Origin of the sequence: Streptomyces lomondensis, assembly GCF_014651035.1 — a bacterium.
Lineage (GTDB): Bacteria > Actinomycetota > Actinomycetes > Streptomycetales > Streptomycetaceae > Streptomyces > Streptomyces lomondensis.
On record NZ_BMWC01000001.1, the window covers coordinates 1,606,070 to 1,630,482 of the forward strand.

Annotated in this window: 23 protein-coding genes and 1 riboswitch; of the genes, 11 read left to right on the top strand and 12 right to left on the bottom strand. The window is 73.1% G+C overall.

Annotated elements, in window-relative coordinates; genetic code table 11:
* Positions 1–20: 20 nt before the first annotated feature.
* The 10 genes from cobI to IE255_RS07075 form a co-directional block, all read right to left on the bottom strand.
* Positions 21–752 (bottom strand): precorrin-2 C(20)-methyltransferase, encoded by a 732-nt coding sequence (gene cobI, locus IE255_RS07030; RefSeq protein WP_190049225.1) that lies wholly within the window; start codon positions 750–752, stop codon positions 21–23.
* On the bottom strand, positions 749–2,212 hold the full coding sequence (locus tag IE255_RS07035; RefSeq protein ID WP_190049226.1) for a cobyrinic acid a,c-diamide synthase CobB: 1,464 nt from the start codon (positions 2,210–2,212) through the stop codon (positions 749–751). The genes cobI and IE255_RS07035 overlap by 4 nt, the downstream gene beginning before the upstream one ends.
* Positions 2,206–2,805: a cob(I)yrinic acid a,c-diamide adenosyltransferase gene (gene cobO / locus IE255_RS07040; RefSeq protein ID WP_190049227.1), complete on the bottom strand. Its 600-nt coding sequence runs from the start codon at positions 2,803–2,805 to the stop codon at positions 2,206–2,208. The genes IE255_RS07035 and cobO overlap by 7 nt, the downstream gene beginning before the upstream one ends.
* Positions 2,805–4,793 carry a putative cobaltochelatase gene (locus IE255_RS07045; RefSeq protein ID WP_190049228.1) on the bottom strand — a complete coding sequence of 663 codons (1,989 nt, stop codon included), beginning with the start codon at positions 4,791–4,793 and terminating at the stop codon, positions 2,805–2,807. Before IE255_RS07045 ends, cobO begins: the two co-directional genes overlap by 1 nt.
* Complete coding sequence (gene cobN / locus IE255_RS07050) at positions 4,790–8,446, bottom strand: cobaltochelatase subunit CobN (RefSeq protein ID WP_190049229.1); 3,657 nt, start codon at positions 8,444–8,446, stop codon at positions 4,790–4,792. Before cobN ends, IE255_RS07045 begins: the two co-directional genes overlap by 4 nt.
* Positions 8,443–9,951 (bottom strand): cobyric acid synthase, encoded by a 1,509-nt coding sequence (locus IE255_RS07055; protein ID WP_190049230.1) that lies wholly within the window; start codon positions 9,949–9,951, stop codon positions 8,443–8,445. Before IE255_RS07055 ends, cobN begins: the two co-directional genes overlap by 4 nt.
* A gap of 2 nt (positions 9,952–9,953) precedes the next feature.
* Positions 9,954–10,889 (bottom strand): cobalamin biosynthesis protein, encoded by a 936-nt coding sequence (locus IE255_RS07060; protein ID WP_190049231.1) that lies wholly within the window; start codon positions 10,887–10,889, stop codon positions 9,954–9,956.
* A gap of 98 nt (positions 10,890–10,987) precedes the next feature.
* Positions 10,988–11,107: riboswitch (cobalamin riboswitch) on the bottom strand.
* A gap of 153 nt (positions 11,108–11,260) precedes the next feature.
* A complete protein-coding gene (locus tag IE255_RS07065) occupies positions 11,261–11,482 on the bottom strand; it encodes a hypothetical protein (protein WP_086564952.1) in 222 nt (73 codons plus the stop codon).
* 34 nt (positions 11,483–11,516) lie between these two features.
* On the bottom strand, positions 11,517–12,758 hold the full coding sequence (locus IE255_RS07070; RefSeq protein ID WP_190049232.1) for an inorganic phosphate transporter: 1,242 nt from the start codon (positions 12,756–12,758) through the stop codon (positions 11,517–11,519).
* A gap of 145 nt (positions 12,759–12,903) precedes the next feature.
* Positions 12,904–13,656, bottom strand: a complete 753-nt coding sequence (locus IE255_RS07075) for a lysozyme (RefSeq protein WP_190049233.1) — start codon at positions 13,654–13,656, stop codon at positions 12,904–12,906.
* 197 nt (positions 13,657–13,853) lie between these two features.
* Here IE255_RS07075 and IE255_RS07080 point away from each other — a divergent pair, with 197 nt between their 5' ends.
* The 3 genes from IE255_RS07080 (at position 13,854) to IE255_RS07090 (ending at position 17,445) form a co-directional block, all read left to right on the top strand.
* Positions 13,854–14,585: a class II aldolase/adducin family protein gene (locus IE255_RS07080; protein WP_190049234.1), complete on the top strand. Its 732-nt coding sequence runs from the start codon at positions 13,854–13,856 to the stop codon at positions 14,583–14,585.
* A gap of 119 nt (positions 14,586–14,704) precedes the next feature.
* Complete coding sequence (locus tag IE255_RS07085) at positions 14,705–15,832, top strand: alpha/beta hydrolase (protein ID WP_190049235.1); 1,128 nt, start codon at positions 14,705–14,707, stop codon at positions 15,830–15,832.
* A 212-nt stretch (positions 15,833–16,044) separates the two neighbouring features.
* On the top strand, positions 16,045–17,445 hold the full coding sequence (locus IE255_RS07090; protein WP_190049236.1) for a hypothetical protein: 1,401 nt from the start codon (positions 16,045–16,047) through the stop codon (positions 17,443–17,445).
* A 26-nt stretch (positions 17,446–17,471) separates the two neighbouring features.
* Here the strand turns inward: IE255_RS07090 and IE255_RS07095 are convergent, their stop codons facing one another.
* Entirely contained in the window at positions 17,472–17,885 is a 414-nt protein-coding gene (locus IE255_RS07095; protein WP_190049237.1) for a VOC family protein, read from the bottom strand.
* A 238-nt stretch (positions 17,886–18,123) separates the two neighbouring features.
* On the opposite strand from IE255_RS07095, the gene IE255_RS07100 reads away from it, so the two are divergent.
* The 3 genes from IE255_RS07100 (at position 18,124) to IE255_RS07110 (ending at position 21,230) form a co-directional block, all read left to right on the top strand.
* The gene (locus IE255_RS07100; protein ID WP_190049238.1) at positions 18,124–19,722 is read left to right on the top strand and encodes an ABC-F family ATP-binding cassette domain-containing protein; all 1,599 of its coding nucleotides are present in this window, start codon (positions 18,124–18,126) and stop codon (positions 19,720–19,722) included.
* Positions 19,723–20,057: 335 nt separating this feature from the next.
* Positions 20,058–20,276: a helix-turn-helix domain-containing protein gene (locus tag IE255_RS07105; RefSeq protein ID WP_010037790.1), complete on the top strand. Its 219-nt coding sequence runs from the start codon at positions 20,058–20,060 to the stop codon at positions 20,274–20,276.
* A gap of 150 nt (positions 20,277–20,426) precedes the next feature.
* Positions 20,427–21,230: an enoyl-CoA hydratase/isomerase family protein gene (locus tag IE255_RS07110; RefSeq protein WP_190049239.1), complete on the top strand. Its 804-nt coding sequence runs from the start codon at positions 20,427–20,429 to the stop codon at positions 21,228–21,230.
* Positions 21,231–21,253: 23 nt separating this feature from the next.
* Here the strand turns inward: IE255_RS07110 and IE255_RS07115 are convergent, their stop codons facing one another.
* Positions 21,254–21,967, bottom strand: coding sequence for a nucleopolyhedrovirus P10 family protein (locus IE255_RS07115; protein WP_190049240.1), 714 nt, complete (start codon positions 21,965–21,967; stop codon positions 21,254–21,256).
* Between the two features lie 87 nt (positions 21,968–22,054).
* On the opposite strand from IE255_RS07115, the gene IE255_RS07120 reads away from it, so the two are divergent.
* Genes IE255_RS07120 through amaP form a run of 5 tightly spaced genes read left to right on the top strand, consistent with a single transcriptional unit; the run spans position 22,055 to position 24,413 of the window.
* Positions 22,055–22,531 (top strand): Asp23/Gls24 family envelope stress response protein, encoded by a 477-nt coding sequence (locus tag IE255_RS07120; protein ID WP_190049241.1) that lies wholly within the window; start codon positions 22,055–22,057, stop codon positions 22,529–22,531.
* A gap of 46 nt (positions 22,532–22,577) precedes the next feature.
* Positions 22,578–22,763, top strand: coding sequence for a hypothetical protein (locus tag IE255_RS07125; RefSeq protein ID WP_190049242.1), 186 nt, complete (start codon positions 22,578–22,580; stop codon positions 22,761–22,763).
* Entirely contained in the window at positions 22,760–23,143 is a 384-nt protein-coding gene (locus tag IE255_RS07130) for an Asp23/Gls24 family envelope stress response protein (RefSeq protein ID WP_190049243.1), read from the top strand. Before IE255_RS07125 ends, IE255_RS07130 begins: the two co-directional genes overlap by 4 nt.
* Positions 23,140–23,829 (top strand): DUF6286 domain-containing protein, encoded by a 690-nt coding sequence (locus IE255_RS07135; protein ID WP_190049244.1) that lies wholly within the window; start codon positions 23,140–23,142, stop codon positions 23,827–23,829. The genes IE255_RS07130 and IE255_RS07135 overlap by 4 nt, the downstream gene beginning before the upstream one ends.
* Positions 23,826–24,413 (top strand): alkaline shock response membrane anchor protein AmaP, encoded by a 588-nt coding sequence (gene amaP / locus IE255_RS07140; RefSeq protein WP_190049245.1) that lies wholly within the window; start codon positions 23,826–23,828, stop codon positions 24,411–24,413. Before IE255_RS07135 ends, amaP begins: the two co-directional genes overlap by 4 nt.

Here is a 24,413-nt window from a genome sequence, read left to right on the forward strand (position 1 = left end):
TGATGAACGGGCGGGTCGGGTCAGAGCTTTCCGCCCCGGCCGCCGTCGCGCCGGGCGGGCGCGATGAGCGTCGACAGGTAGGGCAGGGGAGCGCCGTCGAGGTCGGCGGCCGGGCGGATCGACTCCTCCGTCAGCCCCAGCGCCGACCCCCACACCGCGTCGCCGATCCGCCCGGTCTCCCGCAGCGCCTCGGCGACTTCCTGCGCCTGCCGGCCGAACTTGTAGGCGACGACGGTCCCGGGCCCGGCGAGGGCCTCCTTGAGCACGGTCGCCCCCGCGGTGACGGGCACGAGCGTGAGCGGCTCGGTCCCCTCGGTCAGCACGGCACCCGACCGCGCGGCGAGGTCCTGCATCGCGGTGATCCCCGGCACGGTCTCCACGACGGTCCCCGGCACGAGCCCGGCGATGGTCTGCGCGAGATAGGTGAAGGTGGAGTACACGTTGGGATCGCCGATGGTCGCGAAGGCCACCGCGGCGTGCTCGCGCAGCAGTTCGGCGACCCGCGCGCCCGCCGCGTCCCAGGCGGACTCGCGCCGCGCCCGGTCGCTCCGCTCGTTCAGCGCGAACACGACCCGGACGACCTTCTCCTCGGGCACGTAGTGCGACACGGTCGCCTCGGCCCGCCCGCGCTCGCCCGTGTCCATCACGGGCACGACGACGACATCGGCCTCCCGCAGGGCGTTCACGCCCTTGACGGTCACCAGCTCCGGATCCCCGGGCCCGACCCCGACTCCGACCAGCCTGCTGCTCATGACGTCCGGCACCTCTCCACGAACCGACGGGCGACACCGGGCTCGGACGCCCAGTGCGTGTGCAGATAACTCGCGTGCACACCGCGCTGTACGAAACCTTCGACCCGCGGCCGGGGGGTGCGGACGCCCCAGGCGGGCTCCGCCCCCGACCCGGGCTCCACGACGGTCCGGTGGAACTCGTGCCCCCGCATCCGCGTCCCCGCCGCCGCGAGCACACTGTCCCCGACCGCCACGGCGTCCCGATACCCCAGCGTGAGCCGCTCGCTCATCCGCGCCCCGGCGTCCAGCACCCCGCACATCGGCAGCCCGTCCAGCTCCCGGCACAGATACAGCAGCCCGGCACACTCGGCGGCCACGGGAGCACCACGGTGCGCCAGCTCGGCGACGGCCTTCCGCAACGGCTCGTTGCCGGACAGCTCGGCGGCGTACACCTCGGGGAACCCGCCCCCGATCACCAGCCCGCGGGTCCCTTCGGGCAGTTCCTCGTCCCGCAGCGGATCGAAGGGCAGCACCTCGGCACCGGCGGCGGCGAGCAGCTCGGCGTGCTCGGCGTAGGAGAAGGTGAAGGCTTCACCACCGGCGACGGCAACGACCAGCCTGTCCGGCGTTTGAGGACGAGGCCGTTCAGGCCGATCGGGGGTCCAGGGGGCGGAGCCCCCTGGCGGGGTCGAAGGGGCGGAGCCCCTGGAGGACGGGAAGGGTAGGGGCGGCGGGGGCGAGGCAACGGCCTCAGCCACATCCCAAGCCGCACACGACAACGCACCCGCACTCCGCGCCAGCGCGACCAACGCCTCCAGATCACACCCGGCGGCAACCTGCGCCCCCATCGCCGCCACGGCCTCCACCGCAGCGGCCTGCCGCTCGGCAACGGGAACCAGCCCCAGATGCCGCGACGGCGTCTCCACCCGAGCCACCCGCCGCAGCACGCCCAGAACAGGAACTCCGGCCGAATCCAGCGCCTCCCGCAGCAACTCCTCGTGCCGGTCCGACCCGACCTTGTTCAGGATCACGCCCCCGACCCGCACCTCCGGATCCCAGGACGCGAACCCGTGCACCAGCGCCGCCACCGACCGCGACTGCGACGACGCGTCGACGACCAGCACCACCGGCGCCCGCAACAACTTCGCGACATGAGCGGTGGAGGCCAGCTCCCCTTCCCCCGCCGCCCCGTCGTACAGCCCCATCACGCCCTCGACGACGGCGATGTCACACCCCCGCGCCCCGTGCAGGAACAACGGCCCGACCAGCTCCGGCCCGCACAGATACGCGTCCAGGTTCCGCCCCACCCGCCCGGTCGCGAGCGCGTGATACCCGGGGTCGATGTAGTCCGGCCCGACCTTGTGCGGGGACACGGCGAGCCCCCGCGCGGCGAGCGCGGCCATCAGCCCCGTGGCGACGGTGGTCTTGCCGCTGCCCGAGGAGGGCGCGGCGATGACCAGCCGGGGTACCGCAGTCACCACTCGATGCCTCTCTGGCCCTTCTGGCCCACGTCCATCGGATGCTTCACCTTGGACATGTCGGTCACGAGGTCGGCGAAGTCCACGAGCTTCTCCGGAGCGTTGCGCCCCGTGATCACCACGTGCTGGGTGCCGGGCCGGTTCCGCAGGACGTCGACGACCTCGTCGGTGTCGACCCACCCCCAGTGCATCGGGTAGGCGAACTCGTCGAGCACGTACAGCCGGTACGTCTCGTTCGCCAGGTCCCGCTTGACCTGCTCCCAGCCCTCCCGGGCCTTCTCCTCGTTGTCCATCTGGGCGTCCCGCTGCACCCAGGACCAGCCCTCGCCCATCTTGTGCCAGGCGACGGACCCGCCCTCGCCGGAGTCCCCGAGCACCCGCAGCGCCCGCTCCTCGCCGACCTTCCACTTCGCCGACTTGACGAACTGGAACACCCCGATCGGCCACCCCTGGTTCCAGGCCCGCAGCGCGAGGCCGAAGGCGGCGGTGGACTTGCCCTTGCCCACGCCCGTGTGCACCACGACCAGCGGCCGGTTCCGCCGCTGGCGGGTGGTCAGGCCGTCGTCGGGAACCACACTCGGCTGTCCCTGCGGCATTACGCGGCCCTCCTCTGTACGTCCTTCACCAGTCCGGCGATGCTGTCGGCCCGCAGCTCGTCCAGCGTCACGGCCGTGCCGCCCAGCTCACCCGCGAGCTGCCCGGCGAGCCCCAGCCGCACCGGCCCGGACTCGCAGTCCACGACGACGGAGGCGACACCGTCGGCCGCGAACAGCCGCGCCGCCCGCCCGGCCAGGGCGACCGGCTCCGGGCCACCGGTGGCCCGCCCGTCCGTCACCACCACCACCAGCGGCCGCCGCGCCGGATCCCGCAGCCGCTCCACGCGCAGCACGTCGTGCGCGCGCAGCAGCCCGGCCGCGAGCGGCGTCCGCCCGCCGGTCGGCAGCGACTCCAGCCGGGCCGCCGCCGCGTCCACCGACGAGGTCGGCGGCAGCGCGACGTCCGCGCCCGAGCCCCGGAAGGTCACGAGCCCCACCTTGTCCCGCCGCTGGTAGGCGTCCAGCAGCAGCGACAGCACGGCGCCCTTCACGGCGCTCATCCGCTGCCGGGCCGCCATCGAACCGGAGGCGTCCACGACGAACAGCACGAGATTGCCCTCGCGCCCCTCCCGGGTGGCCTGCCGCAGATCGTCCCGGCGCACGACCAGGCCCGGCCCGGACCGCCCGCGCGCCCGCTGGTGCGGCGCCGCGGCCTGCACGGTCGCCGCCAGGTGCAGCTTGGTGAGCGCGCCCCGGGGCCGCCGCGCCCCGGTGGTCCGCCCGTGCTCGGTCCGCGCCCGCGAACGCCGCCCGGCGGCCCCCTCGCCGATCCCGGGCACGCTCAGCACCTTCGCCTTGAACGGCTCGGAAGCCCGTACGGCCGACTGCTCGCCACCTCCCGACGGCTGCGGCTGCCCGTCCTCCCCGGCCTCGGGCCGGGCCCCGGTGTCACCGCCCTCGGGACCCTCGCCGGGGTCCGGCTGCCCGCCGCCCCCGCCGCCCCCGTCCGGCCCCGGGTCCGGGTCGTCGTCCTCCGAACCGCCGAACTCCTCCAGCGTCTCGTCGAGCTTGTCCTCGTCCAGCCCCGGCGCGTCGAAGGGGTTGCGCCGCCGCCGGTGCGGCAGCGCCAGCAGCGCCGCCTGCCGGACGTCCTCCGCGAGCACGTCCGTACGCCCGGCCCAGGCCGCCAGCGCGGTCGCGGTCCGGGCCATCACGATGTCGGCGCGCATGCCGTCCACCTCGAAGGCCGCGCAGGTCGCCGCGATCTGCCGCAGCGCCCCGTCGCCCAGCCGCACGGTCGGCAGCAACTCCCGCGCCGCCACGATCCGCGCCCGTACGGCGGCCTCCTCGTCCGCCCACCGGGACGCGAACCCGGCCGGATCGGCGTCGTAGGCCAGCCGCCGCTTCACGACCTCCACCCGCTGGTCCGGCTCCCGCGAGGCCGCGACCTCCACGGTCAGCCCGAACCGGTCGAGCAACTGCGGCCGCAGCTCGCCCTCTTCGGGGTTCATCGTGCCGACGAGCAGGAAGCGGGCGGCGTGCCGGACGGAGACACCCTCGCGCTCCACATACGACGCCCCCATCGCGGCCGCGTCCAGCAGGAGATCGACCAGGTGGTCGTGGAGGAGGTTGACCTCGTCGACGTAGAGGATCCCGCGGTGCGCGTCCGCGAGCAGGCCGGGCTCGAAGGCCTTCACGCCCTCCGCCAGGGCCCGCTCGATGTCCAGCGCGCCCACGAGCCGGTCCTCGGAGGCCCCGACGGGCAGCTCGACCATGCGCGCGGCCCGCGTCTCGAACGCCCCCGGCTCGTGCGGCCCGTCCGGGCAGGCCGGGTCGGGGGAGCCGGGGTCGCAGGAGAACCGGCAGCCGGAGACGACGTCCAGCGCGGGCATGAGCGCCGAGAGGGCCCGCACCGCCGTCGACTTGGCGGTGCCCTTCTCACCACGCACCAGCACACCGCCGACCGCCGGCGACACGGCGTTCAGCAGCAGCGCGAGCCGCAGGTCGTCCTGGCCGACGACGGCCGTGAACGGAAAGGGGGTGGTCACTTGTCGTCGCCCTCCAAGTCGCCTTCGAGCTCCAGGTAGGTGGCGCGCAGCCGTTCCAGCGTCTCGGCGTCCGGCTCCGCCCACAGCCCGCGGTCGGCGGCCTCCAGCAGCCGCTCGGTGATGCCCCTCAACGCCCACGGGTTGGACTTCTTCATGAAGTCCCGGTTCTCCGGGTCGAAGACGTACTCGGCGCTGAGCTTCTCGTACATCCAGTCGTCCACGACCCCGGCCGTGGCGTCGTACCCGAACAGGTAGTCCACGGTCGCCGCCATCTCGAAGGCACCCTTGTAGCCGTGCCGCCGCATGGCCGCCATCCACCGCGGGTTGACCACCCGGGCGCGGAACACGCGGTGCGTCTCCTCGCCCAGCGTGCGGGTCTTCACCTGATCCGGGGTGGCCGAGTCGCCGACGTACGCCTCGGGGCTCGCGCCGGTGAGGTGGCGGACCATGGCGACCATGCCGCCGTGGTACTGGAAGTAGTCGTCGGCGTCGACCAAATCGTGCTCGCGCGTGTCGACGTTCTTCGCGGCGACCGCGATCCGCCGGAACGCCGTCTCCATGTCCCCGCGCGCCGCCCGCCCGTCGAGCCCCCGCCCGTAGGCGTAACCGCCCCACACCGCGTACACCTCGGCGAGGTCCGCGTCGGAGCGCCAGTTGCGGGCGTCGATCAGCGGCAGCAGACCGGCCCCGTACGCCCCCGGCTTGGAGCCGAAGATACGGGCGGTCGCGCGGCGCCGGTCGCCGTGCTCGGCGGTGTCCTCGTCGGCGTGGGCCCGGACGTAGTTGGACTCCGTCGGCTCGTCCAGCTCGGCCACCGCGCGCACGGCGTCGTCGATCAGCCCCACCACGTGCGGGAACGCGTCCCGGAAGAAGCCCGAGATGCGGACCGTCACGTCGATGCGCGGCCGGCCCAGCTCCGCCAGGGGGATCACCTCGAACCCGGTCACCCGCCGCGAGGCGTCGTCCCACACCGGGCGGCAGCCCAGCAGTGCCAGGATCTCGGCGATGTCGTCGCCCTGGGTGCGCATGGCGGAGGTGCCCCACACGGTCAGCCCGACGGACTTCGGGTACTCGCCGGTGTCCTGCAGATACCGCTGCACCAGCGAGTCCGCGAGCGACTGCCCGACCTCCCAGCTCAGCCGGGACGGGATCGCCTTGGGGTCGACGGAGTAGAAGTTGCGGCCCGTCGGCAGGACGTTGACCAGGCCGCGGGTCGGCGACCCGGAGGGACCGGCGGGGACGTAACCGCCGTCCAGGGCGCGCAGGATGTGCCCGATCTCGTCGGTGGTCTTCGCCAGCCGGGGCACGACCTCGGTGCAGGCGAACTCCAGCACGGCGACGGCCTCGGGCAGTTCGGTGCCGAGCACCTCAAGGACCAGCGGCGCGCTCTCGGCGGCCGCCCAGCCGCGTTCCTCCATGCCCTCCGCGATCCGCCGGCACAGCTGCTCCAGCAGGTCGATCGCGTCGGCGGCGCTGCGGGACGGGCCGTCGACCAGATCCGTCAGCTCGACGGGCACCTTCAGCGGAGCCCCCGGCTCGGCCAGCAGCTCCTTCTCCACCAGCCCGAAGTGCTCCGCCAGCGACGCCCGCAGCCCGGGCAGCGCGTTGGCCTGCCCGCCCCACACCTGCGAGGCGCGCAGCACGGCCAGCACCAGGTTGACGCGCGGCTCACCGACCGGCCCGCCGCCCAGGATGTGCAGGCCGTCGCGGATCTGCACGTCCTTGATCTCGCACAGATAGCCGTCGATGTGCATGACGAACTCGTCGAACGCCTCGTCGTCCGGCTGCTCGTCGACGTGCAGGTCGTGGTGGAGCTCGGCCGCCTTCACCAGCGTCCAGATCTGCGCGCGCACGGCCGGGGCCTTCGCCGGGTCCAGGTCGGAGACGAGCGCGTACTCGTCGAGGAGCTGCTCCAGCTTCGCCAGGTCGCCGTAGGTGTCGGCGCGGGCCATCGGCGGCACGAGGTGGTCGACGACGGTGGCGTGGCCGCGGCGCTTGGCCTGGGTGCCCTCGCCCGGGTCGTTGACGATGAACGGGTAGATCAGCGGCAGGTCGCCGAGGACCGCGTCCGGGGCGCAACCGCCGCTGAGCCCGAGGCCCTTGCCCGGCAGCCACTCCATGGTGCCGTGCTTGCCCATGTGCACGATGGCGTCGGCGCCGAACGAGTTCTCCAACCACCTGTACGCCGCCATGTAGTGGTGCGACGGCGGCATGTCCGGGTCGTGGTAGATCGCGATCGGGTTCTCGCCGAAGCCACGCGGCGGCTGGATCATCACCACGACGTTCCCGAACTGCAGGGACGCCAGCACGATGTCGTCCCCGTCGACATACAGGCTGCCCGGCGGCTCGCCCCACGCCTCGGTCATGGCGTCGCGCAGCTCCGGGTCGAGCTTGTCGAACCAGGCCCGGTAGTCCGCCAGCGGCACCCGCGCGGGCGCGGCGGCCAGCTGCTCCTCCGTCAGCCACTCCACGTCGTGCCCGCCGGCGTTGATGAGCCGGTGGATCAGCTCGTCACCCTCGTCCGGATGGCCCTCGACGACGTACCCGGCGTCCCGGAGCGCGTCCAGCACCCGCACCGCCGAGGCCGGGGTGTCGAGCCCGACCGCGTTGCCGACCCGCGAGTGCTTGGTCGGGTACGCGGTGAAGACCAGCGCGAGCTTCTTCTCGCCGTTCTCCTTGTGCTTCAGCCGGGCGTGCCGTACGGCGATGCCGGCGACCCGCGCGGCCCGCTCCGGGTCGGCCACGTACACGGGCACGTCGTCCGGGCCCTGCTCCTTGAAGGAGAACGGCACGGTGATCAGCCGCCCGTCGAACTCCGGGATGGCCACCTGCATCGCGGCGTCCATGGGGGAGAGGGCGGCGTCCGACTCCTCCCAGGCCTGCCGCGAGGACGTCAGGCACAGGCCCTGGAGCACGGGGACGTTCATCTCGGCGAGGGCGCCGATGTCCCAGGCCTCCTCGTCGCCGCCCGCCGAGGCCTGCGAGGCGTGCGTGCCGCCGGCGGCCAGGACGGTGGCGACCAGGGCGTCCGCCCGCCCGAGGATCTCGTACAGCCCCTCGTCGGCCCCGCGCAGCGAACCGCAGTACACGGGCAGCGCGTTGGCGCCCTGGGCCTCGATCGCGTCGCACAGGGTGTCCACGAAGGCGGTGTTGCCGCTCAGTTCGTGGGCCCGGTAGAAGAGCACGCCGACGGTCGGGCGGCCCTCGCTCTGCGCCCGCTCGCCGTGGACGCCGTACTCGGGCATCTTCCGCGGCGCGGCGAAGCCCTCGCCGGTGAGCAGCACGGTGTCGGACAGGAACCGGGCCAGCTCGGTGAGGTTCTCCGGCCCGCCCTCCACGAGGTACTTCAGCGCCTCCGCGACGACACCGGCCGGCACGGACGACTCGGCCATCAGCTCCGCGTCCGGCACGGCCTCGCCGCCCAGCAGCACGGTGGGGATGCCGGAGGCCTTCAGCGCGGCGAGCCCGTCCTCCCAGGCCCGCTTGCCGCCGAGCAGCCGCACGACGGCGAGGTCGGCGCCGTCCAGCAGCGCCGGCAGCTCCTCGCGGACGTCCACGCGGGTCGGATTGCCGATCCGGTACGAGGCACCGGTGGCGGCCCGGGCCGCCAGCAGGTCCGTGTCGGCGGTCGACAACAACAACACTGTGCTCATGCGGGTGCTCCCGGTGGAATGAAGGGCAGTCCTTGCGGAGCGCCGGACTCGATGAGCCGCCACAGCGCGTCCGTGTCCGCGTGCTGTTCGATCAGGTCGCCGAGCCGGTCGAGCTGCTCCTCGCGCAGCGCGGCGAACGAGGTGTCCGGGGCCGGCACGAAGCGGCGGCCCGCGGCGGCGGCCACCTCGCGCAGGAAGGCCCGCCGGAAGCCGTCCGACTCCAGCGAGCCGTGCCAGTGCGTCCCCCAGGTCTCGCCGACCCGGCAGCCGTCCAAGAAGGGCTCCCCGCCGGCGACTTGGGCGACGCCGTGGTGGATCTCGTAACCCTCGACGTGCTCCCCGAGGGCCTCGCCCACCGGCCGGGTGAGGGTCTTCTCGCGGGCGAACCGCACCCGCACGGGCAGGACGCCGAGCCCGTCGACATGTCCCCGGCGGCTCTCGACGTCGTCCTCGATGTGCTCGCCGAGGATCTGGAAACCGCCGCAGACGCCGAGCACGGGCCGCTGCTCGGCGGCCCTGCGGACGAGGGCGTCGGCGAGCCCCCGCTCCCGCAGCCACTCCAGCGCGCGCACTGTGCCCCGGGTCCCGGGCACGACGACGAGGTCGGCGTCGGCCAGCTCCTCGGGCCGGTCCACGAACCGCACCACGACCCCCGGTTCGGCGGCCAGCGCGTCCACGTCCGTGAAGTTGGACATCAGCGGCACGGCACACACGGCGACGCGCAGCACGTCCTCACCGAGGGGCGGCGCGACGACGGACTCCCGCACGGCTCCCCGCAGGGAGACGCGCAGCCCGTCCTCCTCGTCGATCCCCAGCCCGTGCCGGAACGGCAGCACGCCGTACGTCCGCCGCCCCGTGAGCCCGTGCAGCATGTCGAGCCCCGGCTCCAACAGGGAGACGTCCCCACGGAACTTGTTGACGAGGAACCCGGCGACGCACGCCTGGTCCTCGGGCGACAGCAGCGCCACGGTCCCGAAGAAGGAGGCGAAGACACCGCCCCGGTCGATGTCGCCGACGACGAGCACGGGCAGCCCCGCGTTGCGGGCGATGCCCATGTTCACGATGTCGGTCCGCCGCAGATTGATCTCGGCGGGAGAACCGGCCCCCTCACAGATCACCGCGTCATACGTGCCCCGCAACTGCTCCAGACACTCCAGCACCGTCCCGAGCAACTTCTGCTGCCGCCCGCCGTGATACCCGCGCGCACTCAGCTCCCCGACCGGCTTGCCCAGCAGCACGACCTGACTGCTCTGCTCGCCACCGGGCTTGAGCAGCACGGGATTCATCAGCGCGGTCGGCTCGACCCGGCAGGCCTGTGCCTGCATGGCCTGCGCCCGCCCGATCTCGGCGCCCTCCCGCGTCACGAATGAGTTGAGGGACATGTTCTGCGCCTTGAAGGGCGCGACCTTGACGCCCTGGCGCACCAGCCACCGGCAGATCCCGGCCGTCACGACGCTCTTGCCCGCGTCGGAGGTGGTCCCTGCGACGAGAAGCCCACCGCTCATGCTCACTTCCCCCTCTTCAGCAACCGCGCACCGGCGCACACCCCGAGCGCCAGCCAGGTGACCCGTCGCGAAAGCCGCACGGCCCGTTCGACGTCGCGCCGGACGACGGCACGCCCCTCCGTGTTCAGCACGGGCCGGTGCTCCACCCGCCCGCCGTACGACAGCGTCCCGCCCAGCCGCACCCCGAGCGCCCCCGCGAACGAGGCCTCCACGGGCCCGGCGTTGGGGCTCGGATGCTTCGCCGCGTCGGCCCGCCAGGCGCGCACGGCCCCGCGCGGATCCGGCCCGGCCAGCGCCGCGAGGACGGCGGTCAGCCGCGCCCCCGGCCACCCCGCGACATCGTCCAGCCGGGCGGAGGCCCACCCGAAGCGGCGGTAGCGGGCCGACTTGTGCCCGACCATGGCGTCCAGGGTGTTGACGGCCCGGAACCCGAGCAGCCCCGGCACCCCGCCGACGGCACCCCACACCAGCGCCCCCACGACCGCGTCGGAGGTGTTCTCGGCGACGGACTCGACCACGGCCCGGGCGATCCCGTCGGCGTCGAGGGCCTGCGGATCCCGCCCGCACAGATGCGGCAGCCGCGCCCGGGCCGCCTCGACGTCCCCCGCCTCCAGGGCACGCCCGATGGCCTCGGCCTCCCGGGCGAGCGAAGTCCCCCCGACGACGGCCCAGGTGGCGGCACCGGTCAGCACGACGGAGGCGGCGGAAGAAGCACGTACGGCACGCGCGGCCAGGGCCCCCAGCGCGACGGCGCCTCCCGCGCACACGCCGGCGTGCAGCGCGCCCCACCCGCGGTGGTCCCGCCACAGCACCCGCTCCACGGCACCCGCGGCCCGCCCGAACGCGGCGACCGGATGCCCCCGGCGGGGATCGCCGAGCAGCAGGTCACCGATCAGGCCGGCGGCGGCGCCGTACGCGAAGACGCGACCGGCACCCATGGGCTCAGCCGGCCAACGGGGCAGACAGCGGTGGGGTGCTGAACCTCGATCGGCAGCCGCGCATGGCGATATGTCCTCACTCAGGGTGTCCACGCCCTGGTTCGACGAGACCGGCGGCGAGAGTTCCTGGCTCCCGGGGATGGCTACCCCGGTGACAGTGGCGGGACCGCGCCGGACTCACACCGGCTTCCTCTCCTGCCGCCGTACTGGCCCCGGAAGTCCACCACGGCCGCGAACCGTCGTCAACTTGCTGTTGACCAGCGCGGGGAGAGTGTGGAGAACCCCACACCGGCCCCCGCGCGCACGACGCCCGGGCGGCACAGGACCGAAGTCCCATGCCGCCCGGGCGACATGAAGGCGTGGTCGGGCCGTCAGGCCACGATCAGATAGATCCCGTATCCGACAGCCGCCGCGCACGCCGCGAAGCACGCGTACGCGCCGGTGACCGCGAGGCCCGCGGTGCCGCCCTCCGCCGCCGCCCGCTCGCGGCGGGACAGGCCGGTGATGCCGAGGGTGAACAGGCCCACCAGGGCCACGGTGACCACGAGGCTGACGCCGAAGACGGAGCCGAGGGCCGCCCAGTCGATCTTCATCTCAGAAAACTCTTCCTTGTTGCCGGTGGGCGGGTCAGACCGTGGTGGTCGTGGAGGGCGTCCGCTCGGTACTGGCCTGGGCCGGGAACGGAGGCACCGGGTCCGTCGTCGCCGTGCCGGCGGGCGGCGGTGTCACCGCGGCCATCGCCGTGGTCACCACGCCGGCCGGCTCCTCGTCGGTGTCGCAGACGTTGGTGTGGTCGACGACCTCGCGCCGGGAGATCTTCCAGATCGCCGCGCTGGAGGCGACGAGGAAGACGGCCACCACGGCGGTGCCCCAGTCGCCGAAGCCGGTCACGTACTCGGCGAGGGCAGCCACCAGGGCCGCCGCCGGCAGCGTCAGGCCCCAGGCGACGAACATCCGCGTCGCCGTCGACCAGCGGACGACACCGCCCTTGCGGCCGAGTCCCGCGCCCATGACGGAGCCGGACACCGAGTGGGTGGTGGAGAGGGAGAAGCCGAGGTGGGAGGAGGCCAGGATGACCGTCGCCGCGCTGGTCTGGGCGGCGAAGCCCTGCTGCGGCCGGAGGTCGGTCAGGCCCTTGCCCATGGTGCGGATGATGCGCCAGCCGCCGAGGTACGTGCCGAGCGCGATCGCGATGCCCGCGGAGAGGATGACCCACATGGGCGGGTCGGAGTCGGGCGCGACGGCGCCGCCGGCGACCAGGGCGAGCGTGATGACGCCCATCGTCTTCTGCGCGTCGTTCGTGCCGTGCGCCAGGGAGACCAGGCCCGCGGAGGCGATCTGGCCGGCCCGGTAGCCCTTCTCGGACGCCTTGCCGTCGGCCTTCCTGCCGAGGGAGTACGTCAGCCGCGTGGCGAGCATCGCCGCGATGCCCGCGACCAGCGGGGCGGCGATCGCCGGGATCAGCACCTTGGTGACCAGCACGTCACCGTGCACCGCGCCGACGCCCGCCGAGGCGATCGTGGCGCCGATCAGGCCGCCCATGAGGGCGTGCGAGGAACTGGACGGCAGACCGACCAGCCAGGTCAGCAGGTTCCAGAGGATCGCGCCCACCAGGGCGGCGAAGATGACCTCGGGACGGATGCCGGCCTCGTCGACGAGGCCCTTGGAGATCGTGTTCGCGACTTCCACGGAGAGGAAGGCGCCGACCAGGTTCAGGACCGCGGACATGGCCACCGCGACCTTCGGTCTCATGGCGCCCGTGGAAATGGTCGTGGCCATCGCGTTCGCGGTGTCGTGGAAACCGTTCGTGAAATCGAACGCGAGTGCGGTCACCACCACAATCGCGAGGATCAGCGAGAAGCTTTCCATTTACCCAGGCAATCGTTCGAGGTCATTGGCTGGACGAACGTAGGTAACCCGAGTGAACGGAAGATGAACTGGGAGGGGCGCGGGGGTGTCCGCGCCAGAGGGTTGCCGTGCCGCCCTGCTGTCAGGCTCCCCGCGCCCCCCGGAACTAGGCGCCTCTGGCGAACCTCTTCAGCCGATCGAGTGACCCATTGAACACGTTCTGGTCGCCCGGAAGGGTGCCGCTGCCGTTGTCGTGCTGCCAGATGGTCCAGGACGACCAGCCGGCCGGCAGCGTGCCCGGGCTCGCCGCGTCGTAGCGGGCGATCCACAGCGGGTGGTCCGCGGCGAAGGCGCGGCTGCCGCCCGTGCACATGTTCCACCAGTGGGTGGTGGTGTAGATCACCGGGCGGCGGCCGGTGAGCCGCTTGACCTCGTCGCTGAACGACTTGATCCAGCCGACCATCCCCGCCTTGCTCAGGCCGTAGCACTTCCGCTTCTTGTCGTACGGGTTGTATTCGATGTCGAGCGCGGGCGGCAGTGTCCAGCCGTCCGCGCTCCAGCTGCCGCCGTTGCCCACGAAGTGCGCCGCCTGCGCCTGGCCCGACGACCTGTTCGGCAGCGCGAAGTGGTACGCGCCGCGCACGAGGCCCGCCTGTCGCGAGCCGTTGTACTGCTGGCCGAAGTAGGGGTTGCGGTAGGTGGTGGACTCGGTCGCCTTGACGTAGACGAACCTGGCGCCCTTCCTCTTCGCGCTCTGCCAGTCGACGTTCTTCTGGTGGGACGAGACGTCGTGTCCCTTCGGGCGGCTCGCCGCCGAGGCCGGCGCCTCGGCGAGTGCGGTCCCTCCCAGAGCGAGTGCCGCCACGTACACCGCGAGCCATCGGCCGCGGCGGCGGGTCGGTGTGTGGTCACGGGCCATGTTTCCCCCCGGAATGGCGACGTGCACGGAAAATCCCCCAGAGCGTACTGGAAGATCGTTGAATGCCCGAAGATCCCCGGCCAAGAGAGATCCCGAGGGGTTTTGTGGTGGTCTGCGCCCTTACGGATGGTCGGCTTCCGGCCGTAAAGTGCCCCGGCCCGGCGGCGAGTTGAGAAACCGGCTGGCAGGATCGCCGCATGGCTGAGCAGCGAGGTGACGAGCGGGGCGGACGGGATGTCCGGGGCGGCGGACAGGATGAGGGGGAGTCGCGGCGGAGGAGTGTCCGCCCTGAGGAGGCGCGCGCCTGGGAGGACCTCGTCGCGACGGCCCGCCGGACGGTCTCCGAGGGGCTGGTCGTCGGCACATCGGGCAATGTCTCGGTACGGGTCGAGGACACCGTCCTGGTCACACCGTCGGGCGTCCCCTACGACCGCCTGACGCCCGGCGACGTGACCGGAGTCGACCTCGACGGCCGGCAGGTCCTCGGCACGCTCGTCCCGACCAGCGAACTGCCCATGCACCTCGCCGTCTACCGCACGACCGACGCCCGTGCCGTCGTCCACACCCACGCCGTGCACGCGACGGCCGTCTCGACGCTCGTGAGCGAGCTCCCGCTGATCCACTACATGGCCGCCGCGCTCGGCGGGCCCGTCCGGGTTGCCCCGTATGCCACGTACGGCACCGACGAGTTGGCCGAGAACATGCTCCGCGCCCTCGCCGGCCGCTCCGGCTGCCTCCTCCAGAACCACGGCACCATGACGTACGGCGCCACCCTCGACCAGGCCTACGACCGCACGGCCCAGCTGGAATGGATGTGCCGCCTGTGGCTGACCGCCACGTCGGCGCCGGGCCTGTCCCCGAGCCTGCTGTCCCGGGAACAGCTGGCGGAGGTGCAGGAGCGCCTGCGCGGCTACGGCCAGCGAGGCTGACCGGCGAACCCGCGCTCCCACGGAACCCGCATCACCGGCCTCCGCCGCCCCACCCGGGAACATCACCCCACCGCGATCCCCCACTGGTCGGTGGCCGGGTCCGCCAGGACACTGGATCCGTGCGCACTGTCAAAGCGACGGCCGCTGCCGTCACCGCCGTGATCGGGGCCGGTGCCGCCGCGGTGGCCGCCGGCCGGTTCGCCAGCGACGCCGCGCTCAAGGCGCCTCCCGGCAGGCCCCTGCCCACCGAACCCCGGCTCACCGTGCACGGCACCGCCGCCGGGCAGATCAGCCTCACCCGGGACCTGGCCGCCCTGCGCCCCGGCCGCTACGGCCTGTCCGGGAACGGCTCCCACGCGGTCGTCGGCCCGGTCCTGGCCGACGCCCCGCACACCGCCGACACCGTCGTACGCCGCCTGGAGAGCGTCACGCACGGCACCCTGAAACCCGGCGACAAGGCCTGGCTCACCCCGAACCTGTACGTCGGCGACCCGAAGGCCGCCCTCGGCCTCGAACACGCCGACGTCGACGTCCCCGGCGAACTCGGCGCGCTGCCCGCGTGGTTCGTGCCGGGCGCCCGGGACACCTGGGTGATCGCCGTGCACGGCCTGGGCACCACCCGGGAACTCGCCATGAACGTCATGGGGTTCCTGCACCGCAGCCGCTTCCCGGTGCTCGCCCTCGCCTACCGCGGCGACCTCGGCGCACCCCGCCCGCCCGACGGCCTGAACCACCTCGGCGAGACCGAGTGGCGCGACCTCGACGCGGCGATCCGCTACGCCGTGCGCTACGGAGCCCGGCAGGTCGTCCTGCACGGCTGGTCCACCGGCGCCACCATGGCCCTGCGCGCCGCCGAGCGCTCGGGGCTGCGCGACCGCGTCTCCGGACTCGTCCTCGACTCCCCGGTGCTCCACTGGGAGACCACCCTGCGCGCCCTCGCCGCGGCCCGCCACACCCCGGGCGTCCTGCTGCCGCTCGCGGTCCGCGCCGCCCAGGGCCGCACCGGCCTGTACGGCGACCGCGTCGCGAGGACCGCCCCGCACGACGGCCTCAGCGTCCCCACCCTCGTCTTCCACGGCCCGGACGACACGGTCGCCCCCTGGCAGCTCTCCCGCCGCCTCGCCGACGCCCGCCCCGACTTCGTCGCCCTGCACACCGTCCGCAACGCCCCCCACGGAGCGATGTGGAACGCCGACCCGCAGGCCTACGAAGAGGCACTCCGCCGCTTCCTGACCCCCCTCATGTGATCACGCACCCCCCGTTCACGCCCCCTTCGCCCCGTCGCAACCACGTCCCGTCCCGCTCCCTACCGACCGGTCGTGATGATTCCGTTTAGCGTCGTACCACTGGCCTGTTCCCTGCCCTCGACCACTCCCGGGAACCGGTGCGTTGGCCATCCCCGTCGCCCGCGGTGACATTCCGTTTGGGTTTTCGGACCGTCAACCGGAAGACTGCCCCCGTGACGTCCCGTATCCCGCGCGACTCCAGGCTCCGACTCGTCCGCCCGCGACCCCTGGCCGCCGCCCCCAGAGCGATGAACCAGCGGCGCTCGCGCCGCCCCGCACCGCGCCCCCCGGAGGGCACACCGGCACCGGCCGAGCTGGCCGGAATGGCACGCTCAGGTCTCGCCGACGCGGCCCGCGTCGCCCGCTGGGCCGACGCCGCGCTCGGCCCCGGCGGGGACAGCGCCACCGCCGACGGCAAGGCCACCCTCTCCGACGCGACCGCCGAACGTGCCGCTACCGACCTGGGCCTGACCCCGGCTCAGGTCAGAGCCGACTGGGACACCGCCCGCCTCGCAGGCCTCGTCGAGGTGCACGGCGACAGCGCCCGCCCCGGCTGGCGGCTGCGCGCCTGGGACCGCGACGACAGCGCCGTGCTGCGCGGCTGGGTCGCCCTCTTCGACGCCTGGTCGCTCGCCTGTCCGGAACCCGAGGACCACGAGCCCGCCGCCGTCGCCGAGGTCGTCTCGGCCATGCCGCAGGTGCTCTCCTTCCTCCAGCTGTCCGCCGGCCCCGTCCCCGTCGAGCAGCTCCTCGACCTCCTGGAGCAGCGCGTCACCGAGCTGCGCACCGCCCGCTGCGAGATCCCCTACGGCCCCCAGCCCGAGCCGGCGGCCGAACCCGAGCCCACCGACGCCCCGCTCGCCCCCCTCCTCGACTGGGCCCTGCGCGCCCTCGCCTCCGTCGGCGCCCTCACCTACGGCGACGGCCAGGCCACGCTCACCCCGCTCGGCAGCTGGGCCGTCTGGGTCAAGCTGGAGCAGATCTGCGTCGCCGCGCAGAGCCCCGCCGGGAACATCGAGCAGGCCGCCGAGGACATGCTCCGCGGCTGCGCCCAGCTCCGCCCGAACGCGGCCCGCGCCGAGTACCGCGCCTGGCTCGCCGCCCGGACCGTCGGCAGCGCCGTCACCGAACTCCTCGGCGCCGCCCGCGGCGAGGACGCCCTGCTGCGCGGCCTCGCCTTCGAGGCGCTGCGCGTGGTCGGCGCCCCCGCCGAGCCGGACGTCCGCGCCGTGCTGGAGGAGCCGACGCTCAGGCCGTACGCGCTGCTGTGGCTGGCCGAGCACGACGGCGTCGACCCCGAGGACGCCCACGAGGTCCTCACCCGGGAGGAGGCGACCTGGCTGTGGGTGGACACCGCCGCCGCCGTCGCCGACCACGGTGAGGCCCCGCTGCTCGTCCGCCACCTGGAGTCCGCGGTGCAGCCGACCATCCCGATGCTCCTGGACGAGGTGCGGGCCGTAGGCCACCCGCGCACCGTGCAGGTCCTGGTCGCGCTCGCCGCCGCACACCCCGACCCGGCCCTCGCCAAGGCCGTACGCCGGGCCGCCTTCCAGGTGCACACGGGCGGCAGCTAGGGCCGACGCCCGCTCCCCGGGGGGCGTCAGCCCGCTATCTCGGGCGCGTACGTGCCGAAACTCCACACATTGCCCTCGAGGTCCTGGGCCATGTAGTCCCGAGAGCCGTAGTCCTGGTCCGTCGGGGGCATGAGGATCTCCGCGCCGTGGTCGACGGCGCGGCGGTGGTGCGCGTCCACGTCGTCCACCACCACGTACACCCCGGTCGTGCCCGCGTCCTTCATGGCCGCGTCGAACACACCGCCGCGGCCCTTGCTGCCGACCATCACCGCGCCGTTGCCCTGCACCAGCTCGGCATGCAGCACCGAGCCGTCCTCGCCCTCGAACACCGACAGCTCCGTGAAGCCGAAGGCCTCCGTGAGCTGCCGGATCGCCGCCTTGGCGTCCGCGTACAGCAGCGTCGGGTAGATGCTGGGACGCCCGCCGGAGGTGCCTGCCATGGCGATCACTTCCTCGTGTCTCGCTGCCCGGAAGCCGGAATCCGGCCTGCTGCTCAGTTTTCCACCGGCCACTGACAACGGCCCTCCGGCCGGGCGGCGGACCTCGAACACCCGAACGCAGAAAAAGTGGTTGCACGGCCCCGTTAGACTGTCCCCATGGCCATTCTCCTCGCGCATTAGACGGCGGGAACGTCCTCAGCCGCCCATCCCGCCCCCGTATCCGCCCTGGAGTCTGTCCGTGATCTCCGCCTCCGGTATCGAGCTGCGCGCCGGTGCCCGCGTCCTCATCGAAAACGCCACCTTCCGGGTCGCCAAGGGCGACCGCATCGGCTTGGTCGGCCGCAACGGCGCGGGCAAGACCACCCTCACCAAGTGCCTCGCCGGCCAGGGCATGCCCGCCGGCGGCACCATCACCCGCTCCGGCGAGGTCGGCTACCTCCCGCAGGACCCGCGCACCGGCGACCTCGACGTGCTCGCCCGCGACCGCATCCTCTCCGCCCGCGGCCTGGACGTACTGATCCGCAAGATGCGCGACAACGAACAGCGCATCGCCAACGGCAAGGGCGCCACCCGCGAGAAGGCGCTCAAGCAGTACGAGCGCCAGGAGACGGAGTTCCTCACCAAGGGCGGCTACTCCGCCGAGGCCGAGGCCGCCACCATCGCCGCCGCGCTCAACCTGCCCGACCGGGTGCTCGGCCAGCCCCTGCACACCCTCTCCGGCGGTCAGCGCCGCCGGATCGAGCTGGCCCGCATCCTGTTCTCCGACGCGGACACGCTGCTGCTCGACGAGCCGACCAACCACCTCGACGCCGACTCGGTCATCTGGCTGCGCGACTACCTGAAGACCTACCGCGGCGGCTTCATCGTGATCTCCCACGACGTCGACCTGGTCGAGACGGTCGTCAACAAGGTGTTCTACCTGGACGCCAACCGCGCCCAGATCGACATCTACAACATGGGCTGGAAGCTCTACCAGCAGCAGCGCGAGGCCGACGAGAAGCGCCGCAAGCGCGAGCGCGCCAACGCCGAGAAGAAGGCCGCCGCGCTGCACTCGCAGGCCGACAAGATGCGCGCCAAGGCCACCAAGACGGTCGCCGCCCAGAACATGGCCCGCCGCGCGGACAAGCTGCTCGCCGGCCTGGACGCGGTACGCCAGTCCGACAAGGTCGCCAAGCTCCGCTTCCCCGAGCCCGCCCCCTGCGGCAAGACCCCGCTGATGGCCGAGGGCCTGTCGAAGTCGTACGGCTCGCTGGAGATCTTCACGGACGTCGACCTGGCCATCGACAAGGGCTCCCGGGTGGTCATCCTCGGCCTCAACGGCGCGGGCAAGACCACCCTGCTGCGCCTGCTCGCCGGCGTCGAGCAGCCCGACACGGGCGCGGTCGTCCCCGGCCACGGCCTCAAGCTCGGGTACTACGCCCAGGAGCACGAGACCCTCGACCCCGACCGCACGGTCCTGGAGAACATGCGCTCCGCCGCGCCCGACATGGACCTCGTCGAGGTCCGCAAGGTGCTCGGCTCGTTCCTGTTCTCCGGCGACGACGTGGACAAGCCCGCCGGTGTCCTCTCCGGCGGCGAGAAGACCCGCCTGGCGCTCGCCACCCTAGTGGTGTCCTCGGCGAACGTGCTGCTCCTCGACGAGCCGACCAACAACCTTGACCCGGCCAGCCGCGAGGAGATCCTCGGCGCGCTGCGCACCTACAAGGGCGCGGTCGTCCTCGTCACGCACGACGAGGGCGCCGTCGAGGCGCTCCAGCCGGAGCGGATCATCCTGCTGCCGGACGGCGTCGAGGACCTGTGGGGCGCCGACTACGCGGACCTCGTCGCCCTCGCTTGATCGAATGCGTGATCAACGGCGTATGGATCATTCGGCCTAGCGGTGATCCATCATCTGTGTGAGATCTCCTCGTACCGAGGTGTGTCCTACATCGATTGCGCGGCCGAGCCCCCGATTCTTCCGGGCTCGGCCGCGCCGCCTTTCTGACCTGGCATTTCCCGGGGCAATCCGTTCGGCCGTACGGACGCCACTCTGCGGAATTCCGGATTCCGCATGTGGGGGCGCGCTCCCGTCGTCACAACCTTGTCTCACGGACCTTGCCGAATGGGTGGCCATCAGGGCCCGGAGGGGTGATCATGAGGAGACCAGAGCGCACTTCCCATGAGGAGGCACGGGTGGCCGAGACTCTGAAGAAGGGCAGCCGGGTGACCGGCGCCGCGCGCGACAAGCTCGCGGCAGACCTGAAGAAGAAGTACGACGCCGGTGCGAGCATCCGGGCGTTGGCCGAGGAGACCGGCCGCTCGTATGGCTTCGTGCACCGCATGCTCAGTGAGTCGGGCGTCACGCTACGAGGGCGTGGCGGGGCGACGCGGGGCAAAAAGGCCACGGCCTGACCCCGGGTGGCCCCACGGCTTCGATGGTGGCCACCCGGTCGGCCTGCTGATCGGCCGGGTGGTTACTGTGCAGTCACTTAAGTGTGGCGTGCTACGGCGGGACAGCCGTCGCACGGCACCGAAGACGACCGCACACATCGGAGGCGTCCCATGGCTTCGCCCGACAAGGACCTCGTTCCCGTACTCGACAAGGACGGCGTACGGCTCACCGTCGACGACGCGATCGCCACGGTGACGCTGACCAACCCGGCCAAGCGCAACGCGCAGAGCCCCGCTCTGTGGCGGGCGCTGACCGAGGCCGGGCGGCAACTGCCGGGCTCCGTCCGCGTCGTGGTGCTGCGGGCCGAGGGCAAGTCCTTCTCGGCCGGGCTCGACCGGCAGGCGTTCACGCCCGAGGGCTTCGACGGGGAACCGTCGTTCATCGACCTCGCACGGGGCGGTGACGCCGAGTTGGACGCGACCATCGCCGAATACCAGGAGGCGTTCACCTGGTGGCGGCGCAGCGACATCGTCTCCGTCGCCGCTGTCCAGGGGCATGCCATCGGGGCGGGCTTCCAGCTCGCCCTCGCCTGCGACCTGCGCGTCGTCGCCGACGACGTGCAGTTCGCCATGCGCGAGACCAGCCTCGGACTCGTGCCCGACCTGACGGGCACGCATCCGCTGGTCGGACTCGTCGGATACGCCCGCGCGCTGGAGATCTGCGTGACCGGGCGCTTCGTCACGGCCGAGGAGGCCGTCAGCACCGGCCTGGCCAACCTCGCCGTGCCCGCCGGCCAGCTCGACGACGCGGTCCGCGACCTCACGGCGGCCGTCCTCGCCGCGCCCCGCGACGCCGTCATCGAGACCAAGGCCCTGCTGCGCGGCGCACAGGACCGCACCTACGAGGCCCAGCGCAGTGCGGAACGCCAGTCCCAGGCGCGACGGCTGCGGGACCTCGCGGGCGTCGGCGACTGACGAACCCCGGGCCGCGTGTGCGGTCAGCCGATCGCGCTCACCAGTACCGCCACCGTCGGGTGGTCCGACAGTGACGTCCTGACCGCTGTGCGGACCGCGCGGGCCACGTCCCGGACCCGGTGGTCCGCGCCCACCGCCAGTTCCACCCGGACGTGGCGGTGGGGCAGCGCGCCGCCGCCCGGGCGTTCCTCGATATGCACCGGATGGCCCATCGCGCCGGTCAGATGGAGCACGCCCGGCACCCCGAGGGCGATCGCCGCCACCCGGCCCTCGTCGCCCTCCTCCATGGGCGCGGCCCGGGGCGGCTCGGGAAGACGTACCGCGGGCCCGGGTTCCGACTCCTCGTCCAGCAGCCCCGTCACGCGCAGATCCACCTCCCGCACCGTCAGACCGATCCGCTGCGTCGCGGCGGTCGCCAAGGTCGCCCGCAGCAGGGACGCCGTCGTCGGCAGCGGCTCCGAGGCCGTGGCCGCGAACTCGGCCGTCACCCGCAGCGGACCGGGCGGCAGGGCGCTCGGCGGCGGGGGCACGGCCGGCTCCAGGACCTCCGCCGGATCGGCCAGCGCGATACGCAGCGCGTCGACGCGCACGCCCGGAGCGTCCCTTGCCGCGCGCCGCAGCAGCGCCTTTGCCGCCTGCTCGGCGATCCACGCGCCGTCCCGCGCGTCACCCAGCGGCAGAAGCCTGCCGAAGCCCAGCTGATGTCTCACTGCCCGCGTCCACCGGTCGGCCGTCATTCCTCCAGCCTGCCGCATCAGAGGCGCGCAACCACGTAACCGTGCTTACGGTGGTCGCAGGACGACAACCGAAAAGGACGTACGGCGATGACTGACATGACCGAGAACCGGGGCGGGGAGACCGAGACGCCGGCGGCACGCCGGAGTCCGCTGACCAAGCGCGGCGGGGGAGACCCGGGCTCCCGGGGCCGGACGACCATCGCGGACGGCGTCGTGGAGAAGATCGCCGGGCTCGCCGCACGCGACGTGGACGGCGTGCACGCCATGGGCAGCGGCCTGTCGCGCACGTTCGGAGCAGTGCGCGACCGCGTGCCCGGCGGCCAGAAGTCGGGCGTGACCCGCGGTGTGAAGGCCGAGGTCGGCGAGGTGCAGGCCGCCCTCGACCTGGAGATCGTCGTCGAATACGGCGTGTCGATCGCCGACGTGGCCCGGGAGGTACGAGAGAACGTCATCACCGCCGTGGAGCGGATGACCGGCCTGGAGGTCGTCGAGGTCAACATCGCGGTGAGCGACGTGAAGCTGCCGGACGAAGAGGAAGAGGAACCGGAGCGCAGGATCCAGTGAGATACAGGGCACCGGGCAACACAACGGCTGAGGAGCTGAGGAGCGCATGAGCATGGCCGTGGTCGGCATGATCGCCGGCATGGCGCTGGCCTTCGCCGGATATTTCGGCGGATTCGGTGCCTTTCTGCTGGTGGCGGCGCTGGGCGCCGTCGGCTTCGTCGTCGGCCGGTTCCTGGAGGGGGACATGGACTTCGGCGACTTCTTCCGCACTCGTGGCGAACGGCGGCGGTGACGCCCGTGAGCGCGGGGGCCGGTGAACTCGACAGACCTCTGGCGGTCGTCCCGCCGGGGGAGCGCGGCGCGACCCGGATCGCCGACCGGGTCGTCGCGAAGATCGCCTCCCAGGCGGCCCGCGAGGCCGTCGGGACGCTGCCGCCCGACGCCGGCCGGCCGTCCGCCTCGGTCGTCGTCCACCACCACGTGGCCCACGTCCGCGTCCACGTCGAACTCGACTACCCCTGCGACATCGGCGACCGCTGCCGCCGGGTGCGTCGCCAGGTCGCCGAGCGGGTGAGTGCCCTGGCGGGCATGCAGGTGCCGGAGGTCGTCGTCCAGGTGGAGCGGCTGCACCTGGTCGCGGAGCCCGGCGCGGTACAGGGGAGGACGCGATGAGCGAACCCCAGGACAGGGAACCGTCCGAGGCCGAGGGCACCACACAGCGCCTGCCGGTCCTGGAGAAGCCGGGTGCCCCCAACGCACCCGACCGGTCGGCGTCGTCGGACGGGCCGCCGTCCGTGCTCGACGGCGAGGGCGGACGCGCGGGCCGCTTCTGGTCGGCGCGCCGCATCTCCGCGGCCCTCGTCGCCCTGGTGCTCCTGGCTCTGGCCGGGCTGTTCCTCTACGACATCGTCGCCGTGCGCGCCGACCGGCCCGGCATGCACTGGCGCCGGGAGCTGGCCCGGCAGCTCGCCGAACGGCCCCTGGACGACATCTGGGTGCTCATCGGGGCCGGGGTCGCCGCCGCCCTCGGGCTCTGGCTGCTGTTCCTGGCCGCCACACCCGGCCTGCGGCACGTGCTCCCGATGCGCCGGACGCACGCCGACGTCCGCGCGGGACTGGACCGGGACGCCGCCGCGACCGCGCTGCGCGACCGGGCGATGGAGGTGGCCGGCGTGCAGTCGGTGCGGGTACGGGTGCGCCGGCGCCGGGCGGACGTCCGCGCCCTGTCCCACTTCCGTGACCTGGACGACGTACGAACCGAACTGGACGCCGTGCTCGCCGACGCGGTCAGCGGACTGGGACTGTCCCGGCCGCCCTCGCTGTCGGTGCGCGTCCGGCGGCCCGGCAGGAAGGGGTGAGGACGGTGCTCAGGGTCGTCAACCGCGTGTTCCTCGGGCTGGTGGGCCTGGTCCTGCTGGTGCTGGGCGGCTCCGTGCTGGCCGTCGGCCTCGGCGCCCCGGCGCCCTCGTGGTGGATCCACCACGACCGGCACGACGTGCTGCTCAGCGAAGCCGAACGCACCCGCTGGCGTGACGACGGCTGGTGGTGGCCCGTCGTCATCGCCGTGCTCGCCGTCCTCCTCCTGCTCGCCCTGTGGTGGCTCGTCTCGGTGCTGCGCCGGCGCCGCCTCGCCGAGGTCCTCGTCGACACCGGCGACGGCGAGGGCGCGCTCGTGCGCGGCCGGGCCCTGGAGAACGTCCTCACCGAGGAGGCCGGTCGCATCGACGGCGTCGACCGCTCCCACGCCCACCTGACCGGCCGCCGCAGCGCCCCCGAGGCCCACGTACGCCTCGCACTGGAGCCGCAGGTGGATCCCGGGGCCGCGTTGAACGACTTCACGACCGGTGCCCTGACCCACGCCAGAACGTCGGCGGGCCTGGCGTCGCTTCCGGCGGAGGTACGACTGAGAGGCGTCCGGCACCATGCGGAAAGGGTGAGTTGA

Excerpts from the sequence above, each read along its gene's own strand:
- cobN (WP_190049229.1), bottom strand. The coding sequence starts at position 8,446 with ATGAGCACAGTGTTGTTGTTGTCGACCGCCGACACGGACCTGCTGGCG.
- cobI (WP_190049225.1), bottom strand. The coding sequence starts at position 752 with ATGAGCAGCAGGCTGGTCGGAGTCGGGGTCGGGCCCGGGGATCCGGAG.
- IE255_RS07065 (WP_086564952.1), bottom strand. The coding sequence starts at position 11,482 with ATGAAGATCGACTGGGCGGCCCTCGGCTCCGTCTTCGGCGTCAGCCTC.
- IE255_RS07110 (WP_190049239.1), top strand. The coding sequence starts at position 20,427 with ATGGCTTCGCCCGACAAGGACCTCGTTCCCGTACTCGACAAGGACGGC.
- IE255_RS07125 (WP_190049242.1), top strand. The coding sequence starts at position 22,578 with ATGAGCATGGCCGTGGTCGGCATGATCGCCGGCATGGCGCTGGCCTTC.
- IE255_RS07095 (WP_190049237.1), bottom strand. The coding sequence starts at position 17,885 with ATGGCAGGCACCTCCGGCGGGCGTCCCAGCATCTACCCGACGCTGCTG.
- IE255_RS07070 (WP_190049232.1), bottom strand. The coding sequence starts at position 12,758 with ATGGAAAGCTTCTCGCTGATCCTCGCGATTGTGGTGGTGACCGCACTC.
- IE255_RS07120 (WP_190049241.1), top strand. The coding sequence starts at position 22,055 with ATGACTGACATGACCGAGAACCGGGGCGGGGAGACCGAGACGCCGGCG.
- IE255_RS07135 (WP_190049244.1), top strand. The coding sequence starts at position 23,140 with ATGAGCGAACCCCAGGACAGGGAACCGTCCGAGGCCGAGGGCACCACA.
- IE255_RS07060 (WP_190049231.1), bottom strand. The coding sequence starts at position 10,889 with ATGGGTGCCGGTCGCGTCTTCGCGTACGGCGCCGCCGCCGGCCTGATC.
- IE255_RS07080 (WP_190049234.1), top strand. The coding sequence starts at position 13,854 with ATGGCTGAGCAGCGAGGTGACGAGCGGGGCGGACGGGATGTCCGGGGC.
- IE255_RS07055 (WP_190049230.1), bottom strand. The coding sequence starts at position 9,951 with ATGAGCGGTGGGCTTCTCGTCGCAGGGACCACCTCCGACGCGGGCAAG.
- IE255_RS07115 (WP_190049240.1), bottom strand. The coding sequence starts at position 21,967 with ATGACGGCCGACCGGTGGACGCGGGCAGTGAGACATCAGCTGGGCTTC.
- IE255_RS07075 (WP_190049233.1), bottom strand. The coding sequence starts at position 13,656 with ATGGCCCGTGACCACACACCGACCCGCCGCCGCGGCCGATGGCTCGCG.
- cobO (WP_190049227.1), bottom strand. The coding sequence starts at position 2,805 with ATGCCGCAGGGACAGCCGAGTGTGGTTCCCGACGACGGCCTGACCACC.